The sequence below is a fragment of the Lawsonibacter hominis genome (assembly GCF_014287895.1).
Taxonomy (GTDB): domain Bacteria; phylum Bacillota; class Clostridia; order Oscillospirales; family Oscillospiraceae; genus Lawsonibacter_A; species Lawsonibacter_A hominis.
Map to the genome: position 1 here is coordinate 1 of NZ_JACOPP010000037.1, position 21,276 is coordinate 21,276.

Genomic DNA, 21,276 nt, shown 5'->3' on the forward strand with positions numbered 1-21,276 from the left:
CAGCTCAGTGTGCCGGTCTTAAACTGTCCAAAAAGCGCAAACGGGAGCTTTTGCTCGTTGCGTAGAGATATTGGCTGATTTTTGGGTCCTAACTTTTCATGTTTACTTTACAGTGCCCCGTTTTCCTTGTTAAGTGGACAATACCACATCTTTTCGTGGAAGTCTATTGCAAAGGAGAAACCTTTTTAGAAGAGCGGTATATAATTTGCCTCTGTGTGCAAAGTCATGTCGGCAGAGGGCAGAAGGTTTCCGAGAAAGCGTACCGGAACCTCCAAGTGAATCTCCACCACAGCGGTGTAACCCTCGCTCTGACCGGAACTAAGGCCATTGTTCTCCAGTTCCACAGACAAACCGGAGATCGTGTACTCCACCTCTCCACCTGAAAGCTTCTGGTAACCCTGTGCTGCATTTTCCAAACCCAGGGTTTCGGAAAGCTGACCATATACATCGCCGGTGTCAATACTCTCATCCCAGCGACCTGTGCCATCCGGATACCATCCAGCGGCATAACCCTCTCGCACAGCGTGGTACACATCGTCATAGTTGTCATTGACGGTGGAGATCACTGCCTGCTGTGCGGCTTCTTTCACGCCCTGGGCGATGATCCATATCCGGCAGAATTCAGCCACAGCACAGAACAGCATCAGCAAGACCAGCACAATGGCCAGAATCATGGGGGCGCCCTCGCCGGAGCGACGGCGAAAGATCTGCTTGCATTTCAATGGTTTCACCAACTTTCATCGCGGGCATACAGGCCCGTTCGTTTTGGTTCCTGGTGCGCGAACTGGGGACAGCGGCACGCTGTTCACTTCCAGTACACCTCCGACTTGCCTGTGGCTTCCGCAGTCAGTGTAATGGGGAATGAGCCCAGCCCCCCGAAGAGGCCGATATCCGTTTCCAGCGTCAGGGTCACAGTGACCTCATCGTTGAGTTGGATTCGTCCGGTGGTGGACCACCGGATGTCGGGGTCAAGCCCGGTGCTGTCGGTAAGAGCCGCCGCACGGCGAGTAGTTTCCGTACCGACCTGGCCGGCAATTTCTGCCTCACGCACCAGCTCCACGGCATAGGTGTCCAGCTGCTGCTTGGTGATATAGACCGGCAGCACACGGGCGACCAGTGCCAGCACCAGCATGGCACACACCACCAGAACGCACACATCGATATAGCCTTCGCCGGAGCGCCGTTTCAGTAATTTTCTCATGGCGACCTCCTTTAGAACAGGCTCCCCAGGGAGTTGACGATCTGGTACACGATGATGACGATGTAGGTCATCATGAAGCACACGAGCATGATAAAGCTGAATATTCGGATTTTGGGCGGGATTTTTGCGGCCTTGGCTTTGAGCCGCTGCAGTTCCTGCGCTTTCAGATCGTGGGAGAGCATCTGAAAATACATCCTGCCATCGTCGCCACGCAGAATGCCGATGAGACCGCGGACGATGTCCGAAATGATGGCTGAGCCCATTCTGGCCTCAAATCGGATGAGCGCTGCCTCATAGGAGGAGGACCGCATATCCGCTGTCAGCACATCCAGCTCCCGACCAAAGTCCGGTCCGGCGTGTTTTTTGTAGTTTTCCAGAATCCGCAGCACATCCCGGCTGGCCGCCAGCTCCTGATGGATGGTGGCGACAAATCGGGGCAGCTCGCCCTCGATCAGTTCCATTCTGGCTTTGACCAGCTCGTCAGCACGGCGGCTCTCCTTAAACCAGGTCAGAACAGCCAGCACCACGATGAGGGGACTTAGGATGGGCAGAATCAGCAGGCACGGGATGATGCCCAGCAGAATCAGGCAGGGCTTCAGAATCGAATAGGCTGTGTAGACCTGCGGGGTCATATCCAGCCCCGCCGCTGTGAGCTTGTTCTCCAGCCGCCGGTACTTGTACTCATCCATCCGGATCAGTGGGGCCAGCTTCAATGCCCAGCCGAGAATCAATGCTTCCAGAGATTTGACCAGACTACGCTCCCGCCGCCCAGCAGAGATGAGCGCGCGTTCCGCAGCCAGCCGAGGGATTTTCAGCAGGTCGGCAAGGACAAAATACAGTCCGGCGGCCAATGCGGCGCCGAACAGAAATAAAAGTGCGCCCATTTCCTCACCTCCGATACTCGATGGGCTGTGTCAGTTTCACCACAAAAGCAAAGGACACGAATACAGCGGCGATGCAGACGGCGATGACCATCTGGCCGGGGATGGTATCCACCAGGGTGTGATACCAATCCGTGTTGATAAAGCGTACCAGCGGGATATTGATCAGCACCAGAATTGCCATGGTGACGAATTCCTTACGGGGGCCGTATACCAGATTTTCCAGTTCTCCGTTGACTACCCGCATATCCGACAGCTTGCTGACGATGGGAGTCAGGGTGCTTTTCAGGCTGCGGTCTGTCTGGCAGGCAGAAACGGCTTCACACCATTCCTGCCATACCTCGTTGTCGATGGCATATTTCAAGTCATGAAGTGCGGCATCCATATCCGGGTCAATGTGCTTGATGCGGGTGAGAAACCGCTGGAACACCTCCTGCACCGGGTGGTGCAGGTAGCGGACATTTTCCTCTACGGCCTGCTGGAAGTTCTCCGTTCTCAGGTATGCGGTGGTGATGACCGACAGCGCCGTTTCCAGCTCTGCGGCCACATCCTTTTTGAAGCCTCCGGCCGTCAGCTTGACATACCAGAATGGAAGCAGCATAAAGCCCACTGCCAGTACGGGGACGAGGAAGGCGTTCCCGGCAAGGATGGCAGTGCAGGCGCCAAGGGCAAACAGCACCAGGGAGGCCATGCACACCATGGGGAATTTTCCCTCCCGCCCGGATGCGGCCAATACCGCCTGGGCTTCCGTGATCTCCCGACGAAAGAAACCGGCCTTTTTCCGCTTGGTTGTCTCATTGATGTCTGCGCGGATGCTGCCGGGAGCTGCCGTCAGTCTGGAGAAGATGCTGTCGCAAAGCTCGCTGGGAGAGATGTTCAGCACCATAAAAAGCCCGGCGATCATGCCCACACAGGCAATCAGTTGGATGGTTGTCACGCAGATGCCTCCTTTCTCTGGATAAACTGCTCCAGCTCACTGCGAGACATACCGTTTTCGATGAAGCGGCGCTGCAGGCTTTCCGACAGCTCCTCGCACTTCTGGTGATGTCCCTCGATGATAAAACGGTCGCCCTCCAGACGGTTTTCCGTGATGTTGTACTCATAGAGCTTATGGAGCCTGCGGCTTCCGTCCGGCAGGATCTCGCACTCGGAGATATTGGTGATACGGCGCTGTTTGTTCTCCAGCTGGCGGCAGTAGACCACGATGGGATACGCCTCGGTGACATAGCCCATGAGTGTATCGTCGGGGGTATCCACGGCCCGCTTGCACAGGGACACCATGCGCCGATAGGTACCCTCGCTGGAGCTGGAGTGGATGGTGGTGAGAACGGCTACACCGACTCGGGCGGCTTCCTGGGCAGCATTGGCCTCCGGGCCGCGCATCTCACCAACCGCGATGATGTCGGGGTTGAAACGAAGGGCAATGTCCAGCAGTGCGATCTGGTCGATGCGCTGGCGCTCATTCTCGCTGTCACGGGTCTGGGTGTGAACGACGGAGTTGACCACCTTGCCGTTCTGCTCCCGAATGAGCTGAAGCTCACGGGAGCCGTCCTCGATGGTGAAGATTCGCTTGCGGTCAGGGATAGTGGACAGAAGCCAGCCAGCCACGGTGGTTTTGCCGGAGCTGGTGGCGCCAGCCACACAGATGGACACGCCATAGCGCAGGCAGGCGGACAGAAAGTCCAGCATTTCCTCCGTAGCAGTTCCGCTGCCCACAAAGTCCTCCTTGGTCAGATTCTTGGGATTGACGATTCGGATGGAGGCCGCAACACCTGCATCCTCGTCCAGCACCGGGGTCTTGATGACCGAAACACGGATGTTCTTGGCCAGACGGGAGGTAATGATGGGACTGGCGTTGTCCAGCACCTTGCCGGAGTTCTGCAGCATACGGCGGATGACATTGGCTGCATGGTCCGGCGAGTCAAAGTGTTCATCCAGCTTGACGGTGCGGCCATCGGAATATTGAATCTCGATGTCACGCCAGGAATTGATGTCGATCTCCTCGATGCCGTCTGCAAAGATGTACTTGGTGAGGAAGCCGTACTCGGCCATTTCCGTATACAGGGCATCGACCAGCTCGCCCTGAGTCATGCCATCCACAGCCATACGGTTGTCCTGCAGGTATCGGGCAATGCGGCGCTTCATCTGCTCCTTGGCCTCATCGCCGCTGTCGGTAATCAGAGTGGCATAGGTACCGGAGAGGTAGGACTGCACCTGACTGAGTACCTCTGCAAAAGGCATCCCTTTGTCCAGGGGAGCGAAGAAGAGGTCGCTTGCCTTGGGCGCCACTTTGCTTTCCGCAAAGATGGACCGGCCGGTATCCTCCTCAAAGGCGATGTCATGCACCTCGGCCTGTTCCGGCTTTGACTCCGGTACGGAGGTGGCCGCGGCGGGGGCGAATAACGAGTGGTTTCTTCTGTCGCCAAGCATCAGAACACCTCCTTGGGCGCACACATTTTCTGCGGAAAATGATGGCTCGCCTTGCTCGCGGTGCGCCTCCAAAGGGGGACCAGTCCCCCTTTGGGGAACCCCCTGCTCTCCGAGGGGGACGATGAGTATTTGTCTCGCATCTTCAAAATACCTCCTTGCAGATCCGCTCAATTTCCCGGCGGAACGCCTTGCTGTCTTTCATGGAAAGATCATTCAGAAGCGTTCCCTCCAGATACTGCTCCTCCAGTTCCTGGGAGTGAGGGAGCTGGAAGGCAACGCTTCCCAGCACCTGACCGATGCGGTCCGCCGCCTGGAGAGGCTTGATATTGGACGCCGCCTTGTACTGCTTGTCCTCATCCCAGTGCAGTTCCCGAAGGAGTGGGAGCTGGCTGGACAGGTAGCCGATGGATTTCAGGTCGCAGTTGGCCAGCCGGAGGACGCTGTCGGCCTCCATGAGCGCCACGGCGGAGAGGATGTCATTGGCGATATAGCTGGAGCAGTCGATGACCACATAGGGGGCGATCTCACGCAGACCGCGGATGAGTTCCTCCGCCTGCTGCTTGGTGCAGGCCGCGTAGGTATACTCGTTTTCCCCCTTGCGCAGCCCCAGCATGGTCAGGTAGGACAGCTTCTTGTGGGTGGTCAGGTTGTGCTTGATGAGATTCACGGAGATCCGCTGGGCGGCGAAGATGCTGCCCAGGGATTTGTCGCACTCCAGCTCAGAGGGCGGGCAGATGCAGGGCATCATGGGGGCGGTCATATCGCAGAGCAGCAGCGCCACATTTTTCTTCTGGGACGCCAGATGCTTTGCGATCTTCACCGCGGTTACGGTTTTGCCGCAGCCGGGGCTTCCCCACACGGCGAGAACGCCGCCACCGGACTCCACAACAGGTTCCAATTCCTCCGGTTCAGTGTTTCGACGAAACAGGCTTCCTTTGATGAAATTCATTCCCCAGCCGCCTCGCTCTCTGCAGCAGGATCAGCGCCCTCGCTTTCCACGGTTTCAGCGCTTTCCGCATTCTCAGCGCCCTCCGCTGCCTCAGCCTCCGGCTCGGCGTACAGTTCCTCAATCAGAGCGTCCTGCGCTGCGATAAACTCATCGGCATTCTCAGGTGCGCCGCGGTAGACCAGGGCCAGATGCAGTTCGCTTTCCTGTTCCAGTCCGGCCAGAACTTTGGCCTGCTCGGTAGTCACCAGGAGGGTAACGGTAGAGGGAAGCTCCTTTTCATCCTCAACAGCCTCGCCGGTGTTGGCATCGTAACCGGAGGAAGCGGTAACGGAGATAACCTCTACATACTGCAGCTCAGGCGGGATCACGGTTTCGCCCATACCCTTGTAGTCTGCCACAAGGACGGAGACAATGTCACCACTTTCCAGTTTGCCGGAAAGGCCGGTGGCAAAGCTCTTGATGGTGACCGAGATGGCCTGTTTGGTGCCGTCCAGATTGTACAGATAGGCATTCTCAGCGGCGGGCTCATAGGAGAGCTTGCTGTCCAGAATGTAGTCGCCCACCGTCAGATCGGCAGTGGCGTACTTGCCGATGACATCATCCTTGTCTGTCATAATGCCGGAAGGCAGGTTATAGGCGCCCACCTCCACGGTCTGCACCATCTCAGCAGTGATCTCGTCGCCCTCCTTGATGTCGGCGGTGACGCGGACGATCTCAGCCTTCTCACTGGCGCTGCGGCTGAACAGGGGCGTTACTCCAAAGCAGATGAGGAGCGCCAGAAGGATACACAGCACACCGACCACGGTGCGGTTACGGAAAATTTTCATATAAGCCTCCTTATAAGAAATATGCGGGGATAAAAGCCACCGCAAAATACGGAACCAGCGGCTGCTTTGCCGATGCACTCTTCCGCAGTGCTGGGATTACCCGCATAGCAAAGGAAGCGAAAAGGAGCGCAGCGGCCATAAGACACAAGCCTGTGATTACCCGGTCAAATCCCAGAACAAAGCCTACAGCGGCGGCTAACCGCCAGTCGCCTCCCCCCATCAGGCCGAGACCTGCACAGAGGTAAAATGGGGCCATTGCCAGCAGCGCCCCCAAAAAGGAGGCGGGGCTGATGGTGATCAGCCCCGCCGCAGCAATGATGATACAGACGATGTCGCAGACTGTTCTGGTTTTCAGGTCATCAACGGCGGCATAAATGAGACCGCCGCAAAAGACCAGTGCCTGTACCCAGAGCATCAGCCAGCGTAGTCGAACATCTCCTGGATACGCTCCGTGACGGTGGGCATGACGGTGTCGTTCAGCACAGCATACAGGCCGGCCAGCACCAGGGCGCCCAGAACAACGGCGATCAGCACCTTGACAGCGGTATCGATATAACCTTCGCCGGCATTGCCGCTGATAGCTCGGCTGTGGAAGGTGATGATGGAAGACTTGCAGTTGGCGGCGGTAGTCTTGGCGGTGTTGGCGATGTTCTTAAACAGCTTCTTCATAAAAAAATCCTCCTGTAAGTAAATGAATTTTGAGTGTTTCTGGATGGTTTGATGATGTAGGTTCGGTCACAGGTTTCCAGATTCGGGAGGGCTGCGGCCTCGCACTGGTAAAGCAAAAGCCGGACGATGGGTAACCGTCCGACCTACATGGTCATCTCGATGTATTCTGCCTGCTCCTGACTTTGGTTGAACTGGATGGGGCGGAAGCCCACCCGGTCGCAGTAATAAAACTCACTGCCGGAAGCGTCGTACAGCTCCACCACATCGGACAGTGCCATTCGGTATCCCTGGTATCCGGGAGGAGGACTATCCCTGCAGATGGCATAGATCCGCTCCAGATCATTGGTTCCCAGGTCGCCTTCGAAAACTTGCGTGTAGTTGCCTGCATCCGGTTCTCCGAACTTTTTGACCAGATCCTCATATCCGATGAAACGCATGGTGACGTCCACATCTTTTCGGAGCTGCCAGATGCGGCAGCCTTTCTGCGGCTGGCCCAGCTCCTCACCGGGTACCTCGCCGGCAGTCAGGCGGTCAAATACGCCCTCCTCCCACTGGGGAGCCAGGTTCATTCTGGCCAGATAACGGGACAGCTCATCGGTCTGGAACATTTCGTCCACAACGGCGGTGCTGTCTTTTACATAGCCCACCATATTGCCATAGAAGATCAGGCGGTTTTGGTTGTCTACTGTGAAACGAATCAGGGTGCATCACCTCCTTCCGGACAGCCAGGTTACATCTGCTGGCTCATGGTCTGCTCAGGAGCGTCGCTTTTCTGCTCCTGCTGCTCCTGGAGCTTCTGCTCGTAAGCGCCGTTGACTGCCTCCACCAGTGCGGTCCGTGCCTCGGCGGTGATGGCGTGGAAGGTGTCGATGTATTTGGTTTCGCCATTCTTCTTGTAGGACTCCTGGGGCATGGAGATGAAGCGCCCCTTGTCGGACTCAATGACCCGGATGCCGTGGACGGCAAAGGCACCGCCGATGGTGGCACTGGCATAGGCTTTGGTCTTGAAATCCCCATCCACCAGGCGGTCGATTCGTGCTTCCACCTGGGGTGTGGGGATTTCCTGCTGCTTTTTCTTCGGTGTTGCCATGTGACGGATCTCCTTTCTTTACATGGATGGATGACTCATTTCGGGAGCGGCGGGAGGTTCCTGCTGGAGCTGCTCCAGACGCTCTCTGGCCCAGTCGGGGAGATGTTCCTCCCGGAGAATGCCGATAAAGTCGCTGCGATTCCAGCGTGTCTGCTCTCCATCGCCAAGGCAGGTGGCGTATACCGCTCTGCCTGCGGCAGTGGGTACGCAGCCAAAGCCGCCGGTGGCCAGCCAGAGCTGATTTTCCGGCGCCCAGTAGGACTCCTTCAGCGTGAACGGACTCATGACCAGCACCTTGCCTTCCAGCTCTTGTTCGGTCATATCGTCGCAGTGGGAGCCGTTGAACAGCTTCAGCTCTGCCTGCGCTTCCCGGAAGGCGTTGACGAAGCCGTCCAGCACAGCGGGGTGACTCTCCACCGCAAACTCGTAATTGCGGTCGCTGGGAGGAATGAAGGTGGATGCGGCCCATGTTTTGTTTTGAGGGCTGAATCGTCCATCGTACTGCTTTTGCTGAAGCGTGGCAGACAGCACCCACCCCACACGCTTGAATCCGAACTTGTCGATGACGCTTCTGGCGCAGTCACGGTCCAGGTGCATCCCGTCAAAACCTCTGCGAATGGCCTCCTCGATGGCCTGCTTGCAAGCAATGTTCTCCAAGTGGCTTGCCCGCCAGAGAGCTACCTCGTTTTGCCGTTTGGCCTCGGAGAAGGAACTGAGGTAGAGGTAGGCGTGATCCTTAGTCATTGGCTTTCTCGCTTTCAAGGATCGCTTTGGCCAACGCCTCGCTCCATGCGGTCTTGCGGTCATCGGATACCACCAGGACAGCGCCGTCCACGCTGATCACACAGAGGTTGTCGTACAGGATATCGGCATCCTCAAAGGCCTCGGCGGGAATGGGGAGCATGTCTTCATCGCAGCCATGGCAGCCGTCGCACATATCCTCATCGTCCTCCTGGTTCTCCCAGTCGGCCAGCATATCCTCCCACAGACTGTGGGCCAGCCGCATCACCGTCATCATGGCGGCGGCTTTCTCCACAGGCTCCATATCAGGCTTGAGCAGGACAATGGCGTTTTCCAAGGTGTGCATCTCCAGCGTTTCCTCTCTGTCCAGGCCGCTTAAGGTCAGGGCGGCGGGCTGGATGACGGCCTTGCCGTCGTTGGTGTACTTGATAAATGTCATGTTCATTCCTCCGTTTTCTGTCTGAGTTCTTTTGTTGGTTCGTGGATCAGGGTGTATTTTCCTTCCTCCTCGTCCGCGGCAGACAGGTTGAAAAGGTTGAGCTGCCAATGCCTTGCGGAATCGTGGCGGCGGGGGTCGTAGTTGGTGATGACGATCTCCTCATATTCGCTTCCGGCCTTCTGAGACATACTGTTGGGGCGAGTGGTGTAGAAGATATAAAACTCCTTGTACAGCTCCACGATGAATGGGCAGTAGTTATAGGACACCATGACATATCCCTTACACTCCAGCAGAGCGTCGTGGAGACGCTGATGATCTTCCTTGGGAAACACCGCCGCATAACAGTCCTCTGCATCGTAGTAGGGCGGATCAAAATAAAGAAATGCGTCTGGCCGGTCGTACTGGTGGACGATTTCTACGCAGTCCTTGTTTTCGATGACGACATTTGCCAGCCTGCGGGAGCACTCCCAAATCAGATAGAAGAAACGGCGGATATCGCAGGATTTTCCGGCAAAGGACTTGGCGCCGCCGCTGAAGCTGTATCGAATCAGCTTGAAAAAGTCGGCAGCGCGCCGTACATCACCGCGAGGCGCTCGTTCCAGCATCATTCTCTGGATGGTCTCAGCGTCCGGAAGCTCCAGATACCGCTCCGTCAGCTCCAGCTCCTCTTTCAGATAGTCATCGGTGAATTCCTCTTTGGAGAAGAACTTATACAGCACATTGAAATCGTCGCGTGTATTCAGCGGCAGAAACCCCAACTCCAGCAGGAGTGCCATGGTCCTGTTTTTGACACAACAGAACAGGTTGGTCAGGTCGCTGTTGAAGTCGTTGTAGACCTCCATACATCCCGGCTGGATGGGGCGGCTCAGGGTTACTGTGCCGCTGCCGCCGAACACATCAATAAAACGGGAATACCGCGAGGGAGACAGCTTTCGGATCAGCCACAGCAGCTTGCTTTTACCGCCCACCCAGGGGATGAAGCTTTTCAAGCGGTATCACCGCCCTCCAGCGGAAGGGATATCTGTCCGCTGTCGGTGGATTGCTCCAGCGCCTTGGTGAGACCGCGTTCCGCATGGGCGATCTTCTTGATCCGGCTCCGGAGCTGTCGGATGGTTCTCTGCAGTTCTTCCTCAGTACCGGCGTAGTAATAGCCGGAATCAGAACTGCAGATGGGGATGCCATCTCCACGCAGGCTGTTGATCAACCGGCGCAGGTCGGGGCCGCGGATATGGAAAGCTGCCTCCAGCTCCCGGCTGGATATGACGCTTTGCGCTCCCTTGTGATAGGTCTTCAGGTACTCGGCGATGGGGTTATCCGTTGTCGTGGTCATACGGGCTCCTTTCCGGGGCTGTTACCCGAAAAGAGCGCAAAAAATCAGGGGCCGTTTGTCCCGATTCGGGTAACGGCCCCTGTGGCGTTCAGGCTATTTCATTTTTTATTTCATCACCTCCGTCCCGGCGGCAACTGTTCTGTGGGGGCTTCTCACATGGACATGGTCGGCTCCATATCCGGCTGACTGTACTCATAGACCAGCTCTATGCCGTTCCAGGATACGAAACCATGCTCAGCGGCGGATAAACCCATGTTCTTCATCCGCTGATTGGCATAACCCTCCGCATCGAAGCAGGAGGCGAGCAGTTCATCCTTGGGGTAGACACCGTCGTGTTTCGCCAGTGTTTTGCCGTAGTCCTCCAGCTCCATATCGCGGGGCATGAAGTGATAGCAGTGGAGGTTCTGTGCCAGATCCAGGGCGTAATCCAGACGGTGGCAGTCCTCCAGCTCCATAACAGCCTGCCATTTATCCAGCCACCGGGGTTCGCCCTGACCCTGCTCACCCCACGCATAGCCGAAGTCGATGGCATGACGGACAAGTTCCGCTGCGGAGGCATACTGGGAGAGGATGTTCTCCAGCTGCGGGAGGCAGCAGTCCACATCCACGGCGATACACTCAGTCAAAGAGTCTACCTCCAGTGCATCCAGCGCCAAGAGAAGTTCGTCCGGGTGTGCGGTATCCATATACTCGCCGGTGTCCGGGAATCCAACCCACACGCCTTCCGTATTGGAGCGGCTTGCCAGCTTGACCCGGATGCCGTAGTCACCTTTGTCGGGGTTCAGCGTCGGGTCGCCGTCCAGGAACGGATCGATCAGAGAGGCGACCTTGATGAAGTGCCCATTGCAGAAGGTGTTCCCACCTTTCTGACGGTAAGCTGCCCCCACTTTCTCCGGGTCAAGGAATGCACGTGCCTGGGAGGAGGGGCGCTGGATCTGCTCCATGACGAATTTGCCAAGTCGGGCATCGTCTCCTGCACCGTAGAACAGGTCGTAGTGATCCAGCTGATTGGCAATCAGCATCACATCGGCAGTCATCTGGGGGTGCTCGATCTGCATTGCCCCACGGAACAAGAGGCTTTCTTTTACCGTCATGTTTTCAAATCGCCGTTCCAGCCAGTCATGCTGGGATTTGGTCATCTCAAAGCCATCCAGCAAATCGAAGAGTTCAGACTGTTGCGCGTTCACTGCATCATCTCCATTCCACTGCGCTCAGACGGGTGTTCCTGGGATTGGAGCAGCTCGTTGCCATCTCTGCGCTGTACCAGTCCATATGGAGTCAGCACAGCATTGTTGGCGGCCATGACATCCAGGCCATAGTTGTAGAGACTGACATGCTTCTTCAGAATCGAGAGGGATTGCTCGTCCACAATGAGCCGAAGCTCCTCGGATGCAACCTCCTCGGGATTTCTCTGGTCAGGCTCGAACAAGTAGTCATCCAGGTTCTCAGAGATCTGAATAGCGGTTCCGACATCGTGGCAGTCCGTTGCAAGGATGACCGCCTTCAGTTTGGAAAGCTCGCCGCTGTTTTCCCGGCATTTGAGGTGCTTTGCCAGTTCATTGAGTTCCTGGATATCGTCACAGTCCATACTCTCCAGAAAATCCGGAACAGCGCCATCCTCTGCCCAGAAGACCATCTCACGCCAGGAGGGCGCTTCACACACCTCCAGCACATGATCCAACGCCTCCTGTGTTGCGGGGAGGTTCAGATATACTTGCTTTTCCGGCAGGCCATCGGAGTCCATGGGCGAGCTTCCGGCCAGCAGGCGGATGGCATAGGAGGGAGCCGAAGGCATGAGATCCAGCGTCTCATATACCTGTTTCAGTTCGGTATGCTGTGTGACATATCCGTTGCTTGCAAAGACACCGCCCTCCTCAAATCGGGCTTTTCTGCCGAGCATTTCAAAGTCCAGATACTCAAAGATGGAGTCGGGGACTTTTTCAAGGGCGGGGATGAAATCATTCTCAGCGTAGAATCTGCCCAGCTGCTCATCTGTTGTAGCCTTGACCACATGGCAGCAGTCTGTGCTGTAGGCCAGGTCGATCATGGTGGCAATGTTGATAGGGCCGTATTTCTTGGCCACCTCCATGTTGAACAGCCCTTCGAATGCGGTTCTCTCTCTGCTATTCATTTGGCCCAGGACGGTCGCCAGGGCATTGAGCTGATAGAGATCACATTCATGGGCCAGATGGACATGGAGGAACGGAAAGCTGTGGTGTTCGAGGAATTCCCATCTCGGCTTATCGCCGGGGGCCATCTGGAGCTTGTCCAGCGCATCCAGAAGGCTGTAGTAGGCAGCGGGGAGTTCCAGCTCACAGCAACGGTCCTTATTTCCGGACAGCTCCACACGAAACACCTTATCCAAGGGTCATCCCTCCCATCGTCGTTCCGTACTCCATATCCTTCGCCTCGTCCTGGGGACAAGGCTCACTCATTTCGCCGGAACTCCTCTCCCCGCCGAACCTGCTGTGCTGGGCTTCGGCGGGGGCCCCGGTTTGTACATAGTCTTCCTGGTACTTGGCGGGGTCAGCGCCGGGGACATCCCAGCCGCACATGCTGCCCACCTCCATGGCCTGCCGCTGCCACATATTCACACCCAGCTGTTCGTTCAGCTGGTCAGCCAGTTCTACATTTTTCTCCTTGTCCCCGGTATTCCACTGGGACGGATAGTAGCCGGTTTCACCTCTCTTGATGCAGATGAGTTCGCCGGTGGATTGCAGCGTGGAGAAGCACATCTCCGGCAGACCTTCCGCAAGTTTTGGGGAGAAGCACTCGTCCTCGGTCTGGATGCTCCAATCGTCGAAGTTCCACAGATGGACATACAGCTCGTCATCACCGATGCAGATGTCCCGCTGCTCAAAGCCTTCGCCCCAGCCATCCGATGCCTGTCCAGAGATGTACTCTTTCAGGTTGGTCAGCTCCTCCGGCGTAAGCGTCCCTGCAACACGGCATTCAGCCACACCCCAGAGCTGGCCGTTTCGATCCTCGACCGTGAACACAGCGGACTGGACTTTCCGGTTGACGCTGTCATCTCCGCTGTACCAGTGCATCAGGCCGCGCGCAGATTCCTCCGGCATACGATTTTTGATCAGCGCACTGAGAATGTCCCCTTCGTAGCCACGCAGCATTTTGCCATCCAGCAGGGTGCTTTCATCCTCCATCTCACCGTACTCGTTGCGGGTATAGAGGTCCGCTGTCAGGGGCATATACAGCTTCAGAGTAGTGAGTTCCGGCGGGATCACGGAGAAGCTGTCCTCCCCGATAATCAGGGCAAGGCCGCTGCCGTTGTCCCACTTCATGTGGAACTGGCCGATATCGTCGATGTATTTCAGGGTACCTGTGCTGCCGGGGGGCAGCGGGGCATACGGGTCTTTCATCTCTCTGAGCTTGATTCTGGTTCCTGCCGGATACTGCTCCCGCAGGAAGTTCAGCCATTCCTTGGATACCGCCATTTACATTCCTCCCATACTCATGCCCTGGCTGGGCAGCTCCAGCTCCTGCCGGAGACAATCTACCGCTGCCAGAATTTCAGGATCATTTTGAAAGCTGTTCATCTTCTGATAGTCCTCGAAGAGCCTCTGTTCACCATCCTGTGTGTGAACAAGGTCTACCGAGGCAATGCCATCCTTCGTGACTCCAATGCGCTTTTCAGGCCGGTCGCTGGAGCTGTAAATCCGAACGGCATCCGACAAGGTCAGATCCCGATGGAACTGCTCCTCCTGGGTATTGCAGTCGGTGATGACAAACCAGCTATAGCTGTGCGGAAGCGACGGGTCAGCCGCATCCCGCAACGCTTTCATGCCCTTTTCTGTCAGTCCGTAGCTACATTCCCGACGAGGGTTTGCTTCGCCAGCGCAGTCCAGCAGGATGTCGTCCACAGCCTTGCGGATGGCAGGGTCATCCGTCAGCGTTTCGCAGCGGAATCCGGTGGTGGCCATATAGGGTAATTCTTCCCGAATGGCCGCCAGATATGTTTCTCCATCCAGATACTCCATCTGCTCGCCGCTGGCGAATGTCACTCGGCCAATCGGTTTGTTCTGATGGGCCATCTGCTGCTGACGCAGGTCGTAGCAGTAGAGATATCCTTGGTAATCGCCGGGGGACGGGGTGCAGCGCAGGCAGTAGCGGTAATGCTTTGTTTCTGCAATGTAGCCGTAACTCCGGCCGTCCTGCGTAATTGCTCCGCCGTTCCGATGACAGTATGCGCTCATCGCGGTCAGATCCTTCAAAGGACCATCGGCACGAAGGGCATCCACCACTTCCTGAAGGTCGTCCTTAAATTCTCCGGTGTTGAATTGATCTTCGTTATGAGGCCACCAGGTGTGGAAAAATTCTTTTCCCCCGGAGCCGAAATCCATGCGGAGATGTCCAACCGTACCCAGCGCCTCATCCAGCGCCTGGTCCGGCTCCGAATAAAAGAGACCCGCCTCCTCACGAGAAGCGGGCCTGAAATGGCTGAACTGTTTATGATGTTCCAAAAACTCGGCAATCGTTTTGTTGCTCATTTTCTCACTCCCTTCGTGTTGGTATAGCTACACAACATACCACAACTCAGCGGCAATAGCTACGGTCAAAAGCCGTTTTGCCGGAGAAGTGAAGATAGCCGGCGACAGCAGCTCCCAGTGCGGCCAGAGATGCTGCTGTGATCAGGATTTTCTTTTTCATTTACAGTCCTCCTCGTGTTGTTCAAGTCATTTGCATATCAAATTGCGGTTCTGGGGACTCCGTGATTTGTTCCAGATACATGGAGTCTACGATTACCTCTGACTCATTTCTTCCGCTAAAATACGCATGGATATGTTCTTTCTTGATCTGCGCTTCGTACACCGTGCCTTCTTCGCCGAAGCGGTGGGCGAACCATTCTGCGGTTTGACGATCCAATGTCCACGACAGTGCTTTGACATTCTTCTGGTTGTATGGCGTTACGCCACGGTAAACGGTCACGGGGTCCTCCATGGATTCATACACCTGCCGCTCCTCCTCGTCCATAAGATATTCTGGGGAGACGGAGCGGAACAGAGCCAACAGTTCTCTTTTACTGATATTGCAATCCTGGTTTGGACACTCCTCCTGCGTCCATGCGATTGATAAGAGCTTTCCCAAATCTTGCTCAGAAAGAGCAGCGGCGGTGAACTTGATGAAGGTCAGGTAATAAGGGGGATTCAGCAGAGCGAAGACCTCATGGGCATTCTCGGCACTGTCGATTTGCTTCCCGACTGTACTGCGCCATTTAGTACAGTCATCTGCGTTGTTGACCAGATCGACCATGGAAAGGCTGCCGTCTTCATTTCGGAGAGCGGTAATTCCGGAGTTCGTGAAGGGGTGGCTCACAATCATGGGAGAGAATGCTGTTTCTTGAATATGAACATCGAGAAGAGTGTGCGCCACCAGCTTTACCTTGGAAAGATCAGTTTCACGATTCACCCGGTGAGTCCTCCTGGTTGAAAGATTTGTCCCCACTGGGGTGGTTCATCAAAGATTGCTGTATCCAGTTCCTCACGACTTATCCAGTCTGAAACTGAAAAAACTGGCCGGAGTTCTTCCTCGCTCCGCTGGATTGGATATAAACTGCGATTGATTTCTTGGTGTAGTTCCTCATCAGGACAAGAGAGAATGTGCCAACCAGAGGAATAGACTACCAGGTGATCCGTCAAATCTGTTAGGAGAATAGAATCAGCAATCTTATATGAGGCAAGAAAGTGGGCAATGTTTTCAGGAGTGCCCTCAAAGTATAATTCTTTTGGACGAAGCCCCAAGCCAATACGGGCATGAATCACACAGTCAGACTGTAATAGCTTATTTCGCTGCTCCCAGTATAGGCCAGTTTTTTCAATCTGGTCTGCATGCTTGTCATAGAGGTTTGGAAACAGTACGCGGATTATTTCCAAGGTGTACGACGGATCGATGTCTGCTCGATCAGGAAGTTCCTGATAAATTTCCTTCTGAGTTTCGGGCGCAGGACTATAATATCCACGGTCACTAATCGCGCCATAAATGTCACTCATATCTTGAGGATCGAGAAGGCTCATTTTGATGCTGTATGCCTTATAGGCGACATAGCCGAAGCCTAAAAATGAGGGCGTTTCTCTTTCACAGGGAATATCGGCCAGTGAATCCGGGTTCTGGAGTGCTGCCATATATGTGGACTTCCCCTGCGAAATTAGCCAATAGAGAAAGGCAGGAAAACTGTCATCCGTCGGTTTGATCCCCATGACTTCACCGGCAGCAGCCAGCTCATTTCTGTGTGCGATGTGATAGTATTCCTGTTGAATCAGGTGAAAGTCCAGGATATCATCGACATTGTGATGAATAAGCTGTTCAATTATTTGGGCCTCCATGCTTTCATGATCCCGGCTTGGACAGGCTTGATTGACTTTCTCAATCAATTTCCAGAAATCAGCCTGATTCATTCCATCACCATTCCTGCAGTTTCTGTGAGGTCTTCTTCCTCGTCCTCCTCGAAATCGCTAAAGGGCATGTATGCATCAAACTGTCGTACATATTCTTCGTAGTTGGCGCCGCCAATCTCCCGCAGAAAATCCTCATTGAATTGCCAGAGAGGATACTGGCAAAAGCCGCTGCTCTTTGACAGGCCGGTATCTTGAGCAACTCCTTGCTCAAGAATTTGCTGTGCAAAATAGCAGTTATTGGTGTCGATATATGCGCTGTTCTTAACGCTGATAAATTCCCCGAAGGACACGGTAAGAACTGCATACTGTTCTGTTTCCTCCGGGGTTCTGCCCAGCTGATCCAGAACAACTGCGAGGCCGGGCATTTCTTTCCCCATGAAATCGGTGACAGAGTACAATTCAAGCCGAGGCTGTAATGTGACCTCCTCACCAAAAAAGTCTTTAATTTTGAGGGTGGCCATAATTCACATTCCTCCCATCTGCAATCCGTATTCCGCTTCGTGTGCTTCGGTCGGATCTTCCATCATCAATTCCTCCAGACTCAGCGTACCCTGGTAGGCAATGTAGCCGCGGTTGGTGAACATACCGGATTCCTGATCCATGTGCTGCAGGCCGTATCTTTCGTAGTCATAGTACTCGTCCAGATTGGGGTCGTACTCAAAATGGTCGGATTCTTGGATCATGTATTTTCCGTATTCGGCAGGGGTGTGAGCGCCGGGGGCAAACTCAAAGAGAACCAGATTCTCGGCCAGATGACGGATCTGACTGGCACATTCCGGTCGGGCTATGCTCACAGCAGCACCCAGTTTGATGCAGTCATCATGAGAGAGTTTACCCACGGCCTGCGCCAGCTCGTTGAGTTCATAGATGTCTTCACAGCGAAAGTCCAGTGCCACATCCACTTCCTCCGGGAACATGCTGTCACCCATGCGGAAACACATATCCTTGGGATCGACAATGCCGCTGCGCTGTATGGCACGTTCGATTTGTCCTTTGGATGCGGGGAGGTATATCCAGGTGACATTTTTGGTATTCTCCGGTTCCTGCCGGGAAACCAATCCCACCATGATCATATCCGCTTCATAGTGGTAGCCGGGGAGATGCTTTCCATCGTAGAGCTGCGAGAGCTGCATACCGTTGTCATAAACCACGCCGTAGCGCGTGACGGTACCTTCGCTGCCTTCAATCAGAAGAATTGCTGTTTCCTCACCATCCAGATGTTCCAACTCCTCGGTGCTGGCACATCCACCGTGGGTATTCAGATAGTGGCTGCGGCCAATGGCTGCCAGGTCAGAAAAATCCGTAATAACCGTTGCCTGCTGGCAGCAGAAGGTCAGGTTGATCAGATCCTTCATACTGGTGAGATCCAGCTTTTCGGTCATGGCCTGGAATTGTGCGTACTCACCGACATCGAAGCTCTCCAGCCGCTTAGCCAGATAATCCAGCTCGTCCAGATTGACCTGCATCCCCTCCAGACGATAAAATACCGGCCACCCTTTGCAGATCTCATTGACATGGCAGTCGGAGGCAACAACACTTCCAATTTCAAGTGCATTCACCAGCTCTATGCAGTGGTCGTATTGTTCCCTGGGGATGGGAAGCGGAATAGTCACTTCTCCGAACTCCGGATGGTCCGAATTGCTTAAAACTGCTTCCATCATGCTTTAGGAATCACCCTTTCTTTCTAAATTTGAAATCGCATTACCGTACTTGGCCAGAAGCAGAGCGCAGATAATCAGTTGGAACGCCTCATCTGTGACCAGTTCACGGGATGCGAGATCAGCAATGGTAATGTTTTGGCTGCCGATGGAAATAGCCTTCGCTGCCTGATAAACGCTGTAAAGCTCCGGCTGGATGCCGGCGAGCCGGACGGAGTCAAAATCGAAGCCATTATCTTCGACTTTCCAGATCACCCTGCGCCAAATATCATCGTAGGCTGTCAGGAGAAACAGCGCTGCCTGGTTGCGTTGCGACAATCGGTGGTAGCGTGTTCGCCAGTGCATCCATCGTCTGCGGTGTTCGTCAGTACGAAAGAACTGCAGGGACTGCTGGTACAGAAGCTGTGCCAGTCGCCTCCACAGACTCATCTTCGGCTTACTGTTGAGACAGTCCCGGAGCAATTCCTCAAGGCTGAGAGCCCCGGTTTCAATCCGTTCCCCCAGACAAATACACTGGTCCAGAGGGCAGAGGTTCCTGCGAGAGTAATTCATGCAGTATTCACAGTCCACATCCTTGGCCTGATACCGGAATCCGGAGCGGCGCAGGCCGTGGCCTCTGGGCTTAAAATGAGGCGGGGTCATCATCATCTGCTCCATCTGGTACAAGGGGGTATCTCTCATAAAGTGGCGCGTCATGGGTAGTGATCTCCTTTCGGTGAAATAAAAAAAGCGCCGGAGTCTTGCTTCTAAAACTCCAGCGCTCGGTGTATTACATTGTCAGTTCCTGGCTTTGAGAATCCGTAGAGTGTTGCTCCTGCTCATTGATGTGATCCAGGATATTGGGCATTCCGCTCAGGATCTGTTCCTGAACGCTTTTGATGCATTGCTCCTGGTTGTAGGTCAAATCGAATCCGGCGTCCAGGGTATCAGCACAGCAGCGGTAAATTTCAGTGAGCTGTGCCTCATTGAATATCTGCTGTTTAGAGATGAGACCGGAACGGGTGGCAAAGTCCTGCTTGGCGCCCAAATAGTTTTCCTGAAAGTAGCGTCCGTAGTTAAGACCTGTACGGTCAAAGTTCCAGTCCCAGGTGATAAAGTGGACACCATATTGGGTCGGATGTCCGGCCAGAACCGTTCCATTGAAATCAGCCAGCACCCTGAAATCTCCCGACAACCCCTGAGCCTTCAGCGGGGGAGCCTGTTCCATCAAGGTCATGTACTCCTGTACCATGCAGGCCAAATTGGTGGCCCGCTCACAGGCCTGGTTCCGTTCCGAAGTGGCCACATCCTCTTGCCAGTAGCGAACCCCGCCACCCTCTGTGATTCGGCAGAGAGGACGGCTGTCCCATTCCACCGGGAGGAGGTCATCCTGCTCCGGCTGTGTGGTGAAACCTTCTCGTCCAAGCACCGTGCAAAGCTCTCGGAAAAATTGTTCTCTATCCATCTTGTGTTACCTCCTGAATCTTAGCGCCCTTTTTGAAATGGTCTGAAAATGAAAAAGGGCGCCAATCGATTGGCCCATCACGACCAACAAATTGACGCCCCAAACTTTGTGTATTCTACTGGCAGAAAAATAGCGCCCTTTTTGAAAAATACTGCTTCAAAAAGGGCACCACATGGTTTTGATTTTGCCAACCTCTGAGTAGAAGGGGGTTCGAGTCCCACCAGTTAGGGGAAAACAGTGGTTGGCATCTATGGAATCATCGGTGAATTTTCGAGGGGGAAAAGCCCGGAAACAGTTGATGCCGTAGGCTTCTGGCCTACGGCATCTATACTGTTTTGCTTTTATGGCGGAGAAGGAGGGATTTGAACCCTCGCTGCGGTTTCCCACACTACTCCCTTAGCAGGGGAGCCCCTTCGGCCACTTGGGTACTTCTCCAAGTCCGGTTTTCGAATCGCTTATTCGATTTTGGTCAACGTACCGGGAGAAAATAAGTGGCGGAGAGAGTGGGATTCGAACCCACGGATGCTTCCACATCGCCGGTTTTCAAGACCGGTTCCTTCAACCACTCGGACATCTCTCCACGTTCGACGCCCAATCAGATGCGAAAGATATGATACCATGTTTTGCACGGCTTGTCAACCGAAAGACGCAAAAAACAAAGCGGAAGAGTGTAAGAGTACAATACATATTGGACAGTCGAATAAAAAGGATGAAGGAAATGGCCTCATCGGATAAAGTTGAGTTACCACACAACAACTTGACGAGAGGAGGCCATATCCTTCATGAGCAAGCGTATAACACAGGACATGGCATATCGGCAATCCCTGATGCAATACGCGGGAAAATATGGTGTGAGCCGAGCCGGCCGGAAGTACAACAGGAGCCGGTCGTACATCTACTTCTGGAAGACCCGCTGGGACGGGACGGTGCAGTCCCTGGCCTGCCCGTCCAGACGCCCGCACAGCCATCCCAATCAGCACACGGAGGCGGAGCTGAAGCTGATCCGGGATATGCGCCGCCGTAATCCCGAACTGGGCATGGTGGAACTGTGGCACCGTCTGCGGAAGCGGGGCTATACCCGCCGCCCGGAGAGCTTGTTCCGGGTCATGCGCAAGCTGGGGCTGTTCCCGCAGGCCGAGAAGAAACCAGTCTACAAGCCAAAGCCCTATGAGCAGATGACGTACCCAGGGCAACGGGTACCGGTAGA

General features: G+C 54.8%; 26 protein-coding genes and 2 tRNA genes. 1 reads left to right on the forward strand and 27 read right to left on the reverse strand.

The genetic code is table 11. The features are described from left to right. Positions 1-185 precede the first annotated feature (185 nt). The 27 genes from H8S57_RS15405 to H8S57_RS15535 form a co-directional block, all read right to left on the reverse strand. Positions 186-731, reverse strand: coding sequence for a hypothetical protein (locus H8S57_RS15405; RefSeq protein ID WP_369807640.1), 546 nt, complete (start codon positions 729-731; stop codon positions 186-188). Between the two features lie 74 nt (positions 732-805). Beyond that, positions 806-1,201: a DUF4320 family protein gene (locus tag H8S57_RS15410; protein WP_186908889.1), complete on the reverse strand. Its 396-nt coding sequence runs from the start codon at positions 1,199-1,201 to the stop codon at positions 806-808. 11 nt (positions 1,202-1,212) lie between these two features. Continuing rightward, positions 1,213-2,085, reverse strand: coding sequence for a type II secretion system F family protein (locus tag H8S57_RS15415; RefSeq protein WP_186908890.1), 873 nt, complete (start codon positions 2,083-2,085; stop codon positions 1,213-1,215). Positions 2,086-2,089: 4 nt separating this feature from the next. Beyond that, positions 2,090-3,019 carry a type II secretion system F family protein gene (locus H8S57_RS15420; RefSeq protein ID WP_186908891.1) on the reverse strand — a complete coding sequence of 310 codons (930 nt, stop codon included), beginning with the start codon at positions 3,017-3,019 and terminating at the stop codon, positions 2,090-2,092. Further along, entirely contained in the window at positions 3,016-4,512 is a 1,497-nt protein-coding gene (locus tag H8S57_RS15425; RefSeq protein WP_087238898.1) for a type II/IV secretion system ATPase subunit, read from the reverse strand. The genes H8S57_RS15420 and H8S57_RS15425 overlap by 4 nt, the downstream gene beginning before the upstream one ends. Before the next feature lie 142 nt (positions 4,513-4,654). Next, entirely contained in the window at positions 4,655-5,461 is an 807-nt protein-coding gene (locus H8S57_RS15430; protein WP_186908892.1) for a CpaE/TadZ family protein, read from the reverse strand. Next, a complete protein-coding gene (gene cpaB, locus H8S57_RS15435; protein WP_186908893.1) occupies positions 5,458-6,288 on the reverse strand; it encodes a Flp pilus assembly protein CpaB in 831 nt (276 codons plus the stop codon). The genes H8S57_RS15430 and cpaB overlap by 4 nt, the downstream gene beginning before the upstream one ends. A gap of 10 nt (positions 6,289-6,298) precedes the next feature. Then, the gene (locus H8S57_RS15440; protein WP_186908894.1) at positions 6,299-6,703 is read right to left on the reverse strand and encodes an A24 family peptidase; all 405 of its coding nucleotides are present in this window, start codon (positions 6,701-6,703) and stop codon (positions 6,299-6,301) included. Beyond that, entirely contained in the window at positions 6,703-6,957 is a 255-nt protein-coding gene (locus H8S57_RS15445) for a DUF6133 family protein (protein ID WP_186908895.1), read from the reverse strand. Before H8S57_RS15445 ends, H8S57_RS15440 begins: the two co-directional genes overlap by 1 nt. A 143-nt stretch (positions 6,958-7,100) precedes the next feature. Next, positions 7,101-7,607: a YodL domain-containing protein gene (locus tag H8S57_RS15450; protein ID WP_186908896.1), complete on the reverse strand. Its 507-nt coding sequence runs from the start codon at positions 7,605-7,607 to the stop codon at positions 7,101-7,103. Between the two features lie 80 nt (positions 7,608-7,687). Further along, a complete protein-coding gene (locus H8S57_RS15455) occupies positions 7,688-8,047 on the reverse strand; it encodes a SpoVG family protein (RefSeq protein ID WP_186908897.1) in 360 nt (119 codons plus the stop codon). Between the two features lie 18 nt (positions 8,048-8,065). Further along, positions 8,066-8,791: a DUF3849 domain-containing protein gene (locus H8S57_RS15460; protein WP_186908898.1), complete on the reverse strand. Its 726-nt coding sequence runs from the start codon at positions 8,789-8,791 to the stop codon at positions 8,066-8,068. Beyond that, positions 8,784-9,227, reverse strand: a complete 444-nt coding sequence (locus H8S57_RS15465; RefSeq protein ID WP_186908899.1) for a hypothetical protein — start codon at positions 9,225-9,227, stop codon at positions 8,784-8,786. Before H8S57_RS15465 ends, H8S57_RS15460 begins: the two co-directional genes overlap by 8 nt. A 2-nt stretch (positions 9,228-9,229) precedes the next feature. Next, the gene (locus H8S57_RS15470; protein ID WP_207723830.1) at positions 9,230-10,216 is read right to left on the reverse strand and encodes a DNA adenine methylase; all 987 of its coding nucleotides are present in this window, start codon (positions 10,214-10,216) and stop codon (positions 9,230-9,232) included. After that, entirely contained in the window at positions 10,213-10,557 is a 345-nt protein-coding gene (locus H8S57_RS15475) for a hypothetical protein (RefSeq protein WP_186908900.1), read from the reverse strand. The genes H8S57_RS15470 and H8S57_RS15475 overlap by 4 nt, the downstream gene beginning before the upstream one ends. 152 nt (positions 10,558-10,709) lie before the next feature. Beyond that, positions 10,710-11,744: a hypothetical protein gene (locus H8S57_RS15480; protein WP_186908901.1), complete on the reverse strand. Its 1,035-nt coding sequence runs from the start codon at positions 11,742-11,744 to the stop codon at positions 10,710-10,712. Continuing rightward, on the reverse strand, positions 11,741-12,922 hold the full coding sequence (locus H8S57_RS15485) for an antirestriction protein ArdA (RefSeq protein ID WP_186908902.1): 1,182 nt from the start codon (positions 12,920-12,922) through the stop codon (positions 11,741-11,743). The genes H8S57_RS15480 and H8S57_RS15485 overlap by 4 nt, the downstream gene beginning before the upstream one ends. Then, positions 12,915-14,009 (reverse strand): DUF4314 domain-containing protein, encoded by a 1,095-nt coding sequence (locus H8S57_RS15490; RefSeq protein ID WP_186908903.1) that lies wholly within the window; start codon positions 14,007-14,009, stop codon positions 12,915-12,917. Before H8S57_RS15490 ends, H8S57_RS15485 begins: the two co-directional genes overlap by 8 nt. After that, complete coding sequence (locus H8S57_RS17490; RefSeq protein WP_243204859.1) at positions 14,010-15,062, reverse strand: hypothetical protein; 1,053 nt, start codon at positions 15,060-15,062, stop codon at positions 14,010-14,012. A gap of 181 nt (positions 15,063-15,243) precedes the next feature. Further along, positions 15,244-15,981: a hypothetical protein gene (locus tag H8S57_RS15500; RefSeq protein WP_186908904.1), complete on the reverse strand. Its 738-nt coding sequence runs from the start codon at positions 15,979-15,981 to the stop codon at positions 15,244-15,246. After that, positions 15,978-16,967, reverse strand: coding sequence for a DUF4240 domain-containing protein (locus tag H8S57_RS15505; RefSeq protein WP_186908905.1), 990 nt, complete (start codon positions 16,965-16,967; stop codon positions 15,978-15,980). The genes H8S57_RS15500 and H8S57_RS15505 overlap by 4 nt, the downstream gene beginning before the upstream one ends. Further along, a complete protein-coding gene (locus H8S57_RS15510; protein WP_186908906.1) occupies positions 16,964-17,428 on the reverse strand; it encodes a DUF4313 domain-containing protein in 465 nt (154 codons plus the stop codon). The genes H8S57_RS15505 and H8S57_RS15510 overlap by 4 nt, the downstream gene beginning before the upstream one ends. 3 nt (positions 17,429-17,431) lie before the next feature. Next, positions 17,432-18,580, reverse strand: coding sequence for an antirestriction protein ArdA (locus H8S57_RS15515; RefSeq protein ID WP_369807641.1), 1,149 nt, complete (start codon positions 18,578-18,580; stop codon positions 17,432-17,434). A gap of 51 nt (positions 18,581-18,631) precedes the next feature. Continuing rightward, positions 18,632-19,321 (reverse strand): hypothetical protein, encoded by a 690-nt coding sequence (locus H8S57_RS15520; RefSeq protein WP_186908908.1) that lies wholly within the window; start codon positions 19,319-19,321, stop codon positions 18,632-18,634. A gap of 73 nt (positions 19,322-19,394) precedes the next feature. After that, positions 19,395-20,069, reverse strand: coding sequence for a hypothetical protein (locus H8S57_RS15525; protein WP_186908909.1), 675 nt, complete (start codon positions 20,067-20,069; stop codon positions 19,395-19,397). A gap of 344 nt (positions 20,070-20,413) precedes the next feature. Continuing rightward, positions 20,414-20,504: transfer RNA gene (locus tag H8S57_RS15530), tRNA-Ser, on the reverse strand. A 57-nt stretch (positions 20,505-20,561) separates the two neighbouring features. Then, positions 20,562-20,649 (reverse strand) — tRNA-Ser (locus H8S57_RS15535). Positions 20,650-20,851: 202 nt separating this feature from the next. On the opposite strand from H8S57_RS15535, the gene H8S57_RS15540 reads away from it, so the two are divergent. After that, positions 20,852-21,276: transposase family protein (locus H8S57_RS15540; RefSeq protein ID WP_501981582.1), on the forward strand; the 425-nt coding region annotated here is incomplete at its 3' end.